Origin of the sequence: Frankia canadensis (assembly GCF_900197875.1) — a bacterium.
GTDB classification, from domain to species: domain Bacteria; phylum Actinomycetota; class Actinomycetes; order Frankiales; family Frankiaceae; genus Frankia; species Frankia canadensis.
Map to the genome: position 1 here is coordinate 1 of NZ_FZMO01000241.1, position 5,548 is coordinate 5,548.

General features: G+C 73.2%; 5 protein-coding genes. 4 read left to right on the forward strand and 1 reads right to left on the reverse strand.

Annotation, left to right across the window (positions count from 1 at the left end; translation table 11 throughout):
• The 4 genes from C1A33_RS18975 to C1A33_RS18990 form a co-directional block, all read left to right on the forward strand.
• Positions 1–702 (forward strand): metal ABC transporter permease (locus C1A33_RS18975; protein ID WP_243407714.1); only part of this gene is annotated, 702 nt, incomplete at its 5' end.
• Positions 703–1,917: a pyridoxal phosphate-dependent aminotransferase gene (locus C1A33_RS18980; RefSeq protein ID WP_101832801.1), complete on the forward strand. Its 1,215-nt coding sequence runs from the start codon at positions 703–705 to the stop codon at positions 1,915–1,917.
• A gap of 82 nt (positions 1,918–1,999) precedes the next feature.
• Positions 2,000–3,772 (forward strand): hypothetical protein, encoded by a 1,773-nt coding sequence (locus C1A33_RS18985; RefSeq protein ID WP_243407715.1) that lies wholly within the window; start codon positions 2,000–2,002, stop codon positions 3,770–3,772.
• Between the two features lie 97 nt (positions 3,773–3,869).
• Positions 3,870–4,340, forward strand: a complete 471-nt coding sequence (locus C1A33_RS18990) for a Fur family transcriptional regulator (RefSeq protein ID WP_279354659.1) — start codon at positions 3,870–3,872, stop codon at positions 4,338–4,340.
• A gap of 17 nt (positions 4,341–4,357) precedes the next feature.
• Here the strand turns inward: C1A33_RS18990 and C1A33_RS18995 are convergent, their stop codons facing one another.
• Entirely contained in the window at positions 4,358–5,545 is a 1,188-nt protein-coding gene (locus C1A33_RS18995) for a CapA family protein (RefSeq protein WP_243407716.1), read from the reverse strand.
• Positions 5,546–5,548: the final 3 nt, after the last annotated feature.

The following is a 5,548-nucleotide window of genomic DNA, read 5'->3' on the forward strand; positions in this document are numbered from 1 at the left end:
GGCTCGTCCTGGGGGCGGGGCTGTTCGGCGTGCTCGTCGTGGCGGTCGTGGCGGGGGCTGACCGGGCCGCGGGGGCGCGAGCGCGGCCAGGAGACCACCAGCGTCACAGCGGTCGTGCTGTCGGGCGGGTTCGCGCTCGGAATGGCGCTGCAGTCGACGCAGGACGGGTTCAGCCGGGATCTGACCGCCTTCCTGGTCGGCTCGGTCCTGACCGTCCAGCCCGCCGACATCGTGGTGAGCGCTGTGACCACGCTGATCGTGCTGGGTGTGCTGGTCGCGCTGCGCAGGGAGCTGTTGCTGGGTGCCTTCGACCCGGACGGCCTCGCCGCGGCGGGCTACCCGGCGCGGCGGCTCGACCTCGTCCTGCTGTTGGTGATCGAGGCGACCGTCGTGACCTCCCTGCCAGCGGTGGGCACGATCATGGCTGTCGCGCTGATCGCCGGGCCCGCGGCGACGGCGCGGCTGTGGTGCTCACGCACCGCAACGATGACGGCGGTGTCGATCGGTGTCGGCGTCGCGTCCGGGGTGGTCGGGCTGGCGATCAGTGAACAGTGGAACGTCGCCGCCGGCGGCGCGATCGTGCTCACGGTCGCGGCGTTCTTCGTGGTCTCCCTGGCACTGCGGTCACTCGCCCCGGGTGAAGCGGCCGCCAGCGTGCCGGCCCGACGGAAAAGCGCTGGACGCCCCACCTACTCTGGGTAGATGGAGTTCTCCCAGTCCGACAAGCTCGCCGACGTCTGCTACGACGTCCGCGGGCCTGTCCTCGACGAGGCGACCCGGCTGGAGGCGGCCGGCGAGCGCATCCTCAAGTTGAACATCGGCAACCCGGCGCCGTTCGGCTTCTCCGCACCGCCGGAAGTACTTGAGGCCGTCGCGGCGAACCTCGCGGACGCACAGGGATACAGCGACTCCAAGGGGCTGCTCGCCGCACGTGAGGCGGTCGTGCGCTACCACAACCGCAAGGGCATCGGCGGGATCACGCCGGAGAGCGTCTACCTCGGCAACGGCGTCTCCGAGATGATCATGATGGCGCTGCAGGCATTGCTCAACAACGGGGACGAGGTGCTGCTGCCAGCGCCCGACTACCCGCTGTGGACGGCGGTAGTGAGCCTGTGCGGCGGCCGGCCGGTGCACTACCGCTGCGACGAGTCCGCCGGCTGGGCGCCCGACCTCGCGGACATCACCAGCAAGGTCAGCGAGCGGACCCGGGCGATCGTGGTGATCAACCCCAACAACCCGACCGGAGCGGTCTACGACCGGCGGGTGCTGGAGGACATCGTCGACGTCGCCCGCCGTCACCAGCTGATGCTGCTGTCCGACGAGATCTACGACCGGATCCTCTACGACGATGCCGAGCACGTGGCGACCGCGGCGTTGGCGCCGGACCTGGTCTGCATGACGTTCAACGGCCTGTCCAAGGCGTACCGCCTGGCCGGGTTCCGCGCGGGATGGATGGTGCTGTCGGGACCGCGCCGCTCCGCGTCGTCGTACATCGAGGGGCTGAACATCCTCGCGAACATGCGGCTGTGCGCGAACGTGCCCGGGCAGTTCGCGACGCTCGCCGCGCTAGCCGAGGACGGCGGCGCCGGCGATCTGGTGCTGCCCCGCGGCCGGCTGCGCGAACAGCGGGACACGGTGGTCAGGCTGCTCAACGACATTCCGGGGGTCACCTGCGTCCCGCCGCGCGGCGCGCTGTACGCGTTCCCGCGGCTCGACCCGGAGGTCTACCCGATCAAGGACGACGAGCGGCTCGTCTTCGACCTGCTCGCCGCGGAGAAGATCCTCCTCGTGCAGGGCACGGGCTTCAACTGGCCGCATCCCGACCATGTCCGGATAGTGACCCTCCCGTCGGTGGGCGACCTCACCGACGCGATCGGGCGCATCGACCGGTTCCTGGCTCACTACAAACAGAACTAGTCCTATCGACACCATCGACCCGGTTGTCCACAGGAAGACGGCGCCCTGTGGACAACCTGTGGAAAAGACTCGACGCGATGCGGTGGTCGCGCTCGGGCTCGCCGTCGCGGTCATCGGCGTGGAGATCGCACTGCACGCCCGGATCAGCCGACCGCTCTGGTACGACGAGCTGTGGCGCCCGCACTTCGCGGGCGAGCCGTGGCGGATGTTCTGGCCGGAGCTGCGCGCGGCGAACACGCCGTCGTCGCTGGGCTCGATCGCCCTGACCCGCGTCAGCGGCGACGCGCTCGGCTGGCATGCCTGGGCGCTGCGCCTCGTCACGGCGGGCGTCTGGTTGCCGGTGCTCGCCGTCGCGGTGTACCTGTACGCGCGCCGCTTCACCGGGGTCGCCGCCGCGGTCGGCACGGCCGTCGCCGTCGCCCTGAGCGGCACGGTGATCGACGCGGGGACCCAGCTCAAGCCGTACGCGCTGGAGGCGGTCGTCTCCCTCGCCGTCCTGGCGCTGTGGACAACGCCCGGCGCCGGCCTGCGCCGCCGCACGGCCGCCGGAGCGCTGGCGCTGGTCTCGCTGCCCGCCGTGTTCCTGCTCGTCCCGTTGGCCGCCGCGGATGTGCTACGGGCAGGACGGGCGGCCAGCTCGCGAACCACGGTGCACACGGTCGGACTGGCGGTGGGGCGGGCCGCCGGGCGGGTGGCGCCGGCGTTGCTGCTCGCCGGCGGTCATGCCGCGCTGTTCGTCTCGCACCAGTCCAGCCAGCGGGCGAGTCACTTCTGGGACGACCAGTTCCTCGCCGGGCGCGGCGTCGTCGGCGGGCTGCGGTTCACCGCCGACCAGGTACGCGCCATCCTCGGCGGCACGCCCCCGGGCATCGACCGCTACGACCCCAACCTGGTGCACGCCCTGCTCGAGGGTCACCGGACGGCGACGACGATCGTCGGTGCCGCGACCGCGGTGGCGATGCTCGCCGGCGTCCGGGCGCTGAGCCGACGCCCTGACGGCGTGACGCTGCTGATCGCCGTCGGCGGGGCGGAGCTGGTGACACTGCTCGCCAGCGGCGCGCGCTACTGGCCGTTCGGCGCCTGCCGGACGAATCTCTTCCTGGTCCCGCTGCTCGCCGTCGTCGCCGCGGCCGGGGCCGGCGAACTGGCGACGATGGCCGCCACGACGCTGCGCCGCACACGGCCGGCGCTGACCGCCACGTCCGGGGCGAAGGACGCGGCAGGGATGGCGGTAGCGGTGGCGTGCGCGGTCGTCGTGGTGGGGGTGGCTGCAGTGCCGGTCAGTGCGGGGGGTGGGGTCGGCACGCTGTGGCGGGAGCGGCACGAGGTGCGCCCGATCGAGGGCCTGGTCGCCGCGACGGGCGCCGTCCGCACACAGTACCGCGAGGGAGACGCGGTGATCATCGGTGGCCGGCTGGCCCGGGCGGGCTGGCTCTACGGTATGGAACTGAGCGACGACGCCCGCGTCGGCCGCGCGCCGCGCATCCCCCGGTCCGCGACCACCTTCCTCACCGTGATCGGCCGCGGGGACGCCGAACGGGCCGTGCGGGCCAGGCCGCACCGACCCGGCGCGGTGCTGCTGTTCGTGCTCGCCTACGACCGCCGCGGCACCACGGCCGAGCTGGTCGCGCTGCGCCGCGGAGGCTGGTGCGAGCGTTCCGTGCGCTCCTTCCCGCTCACCGGGAACCTGCACGAGCTGGCCACCTGCCCCGTCACGGCATCCCGGAGACCGGCGACAAGCCCGACGGCAGGTCCCTCGACAGGAGGTCCCTCGACAGCAGGTACCTCGACAGCAGGTACCTCGACGACAGGGTCACGACAGCAGACCAATCCACTCGCGAAGATGCGAAAATAGGATCCCAGCGGTCCTGGGCCCGCGACACCTCGTCAGTCCACGTCCCGGACCACATCCACGGCCGCGGCGGAGACGGGCGTGGCGGAGGGAGCAGGCCGTGAGCACCACGGGAAACGGGACGAGCCCGCCCGGCCGGCGCGGGGCGCCGGGTCGGGGCACAGCGGTGCGCGCCACCCGTCAGGGGGACGCGGTGTGCGCCGCGCTCACCGAGACGGACGCCTTCACCAGCGCGCAGGACCTGCACGCCCTGCTGCGTTCCCAGGGCACGGCGGTGGGGCTCACCACCGTCTACCGGCACCTGCAGGTACTGGTGGATCGCGGCGAGGTCGACATGATCCGCCGGGACGACGGCGAGACCGTCTACCGGCGCTGTGCCACCGAGGCCCACCATCACCATCTGGTCTGCCGGGACTGCGGGCGGACGATCGAGATCGCCGGGCCGGAGATCGAGGCGTGGACGGCCGCCGTCGCCGCGGCCGAGGGCTTCGTCGACGTCGCGCACACCGTGGAGATCTACGGCACCTGCGCCGAGTGCGCCGGGACCGGGACCGCCGCCTCCTCCGTCTGAATGCTCCGTCTGAATGCTCAGCGCGGCGGTGTGTCCGAAAGCCCGGTGCAGCCGCGCAGCGCGTTCCAGCCGCCGAGCGCCTGCCCGGCAGCGGCACCGGTCAGGGGGCGCGGCGCGCCACCGACGATGCGGGCCGGCACCCAGGTCGCGTCGGTGACGGCCCGGCCGGCGACCGTCAGCCGCAGCACCCCGGAGGCGGTGTTGGGGCCGTTGCCCGACGAGTAGAAGACGAAGTTCCCGAGGCCGTAGTCGACGTACACGCCGCTGTCGGCCCAGCCGCCGCCGAGCAGGACGTGCGCATGACTGCCGACCACGACGTCCGCCCCGGCGGCGGCGAGCAGCGGAACGAGGGAACGCTGCGTGTCGGTGGGGCACTGCTGCTGCTCGGTCCCCCAGTGCAGGAAGACGATGACCGTGTCCGCGCCGGAGCGGGCCGCGCGCACCGCCGCGACCAGCCGGTCGACCTGCTTCGCCGAGGCCAGGCCCGGCTTGTGCGGACCGGCCGTCCAGGCGGCGGCGAGTTCGTCATCGAGGACCTGGGTAGCGCCGACGACCGCGATCCGCTGCCCCTTCACGGTCGTCCGGTAGGGGGTGAAGGCGCGCGTGTCGTCCTCGCCGATGCCGATCACCGGGTAGTGCGCGGCGGACGCGCCCCGCAGCGAGTCCCGCAGCCCTTCCAGGCCGTAGTCCATGCCGTGGTTGTTGGCCATGGTGACGACGTCGATGCCAGCGGCGCGCAGCGCGTCGAACGCGGTGGGCGGCGCGCGGAAGGTGTACTCCTTCGGCGCCGGGGTGCCGCCGGTGGTCACCGCGGTCTCCAGGTTCGCGATCGCCAGGTCGGCGGCGGACAGCGTCGCGGCCATCGGCCCGATCGCCGTGGCCGGGTCGGCGGCGAGCCGGGCGCCGGGGGAGCCGGCGAAGTGGATGTCCCCGCCGAACGCGATGGTCACCGGCGTGCCCGTCGGCCGACGCGGACCGTCCTGGCCCGCGCCGGCGCCCGCGGGACGCGTGGCGGCCGTGGAGGCGTCCGCGGCCGCGGCCACCCGCCCGGTCGGCGTGGCGCTCCCGGACGCGCGGCCCGCCTGGTCCTTGTCATCGCCGTACGGCACCGAGCATGCGACGAGCCCGGCGACCAGTGCGCCGGCCACGCCGAGCGCGGCGCGCGGGCTTGACGGGCGGGCCCGTGGGACGGAGAAACGTCGCATGGG

Coding starts and splice junctions, on each gene's coding strand:
- C1A33_RS18995 (WP_243407716.1), bottom strand. CDS start 5,545: ATGCGACGTTTCTCCGTCCCACGGGCCCGCCCGTCAAGCCCGCGCGCC.
- C1A33_RS18980 (WP_101832801.1), top strand. CDS start 703: ATGGAGTTCTCCCAGTCCGACAAGCTCGCCGACGTCTGCTACGACGTC.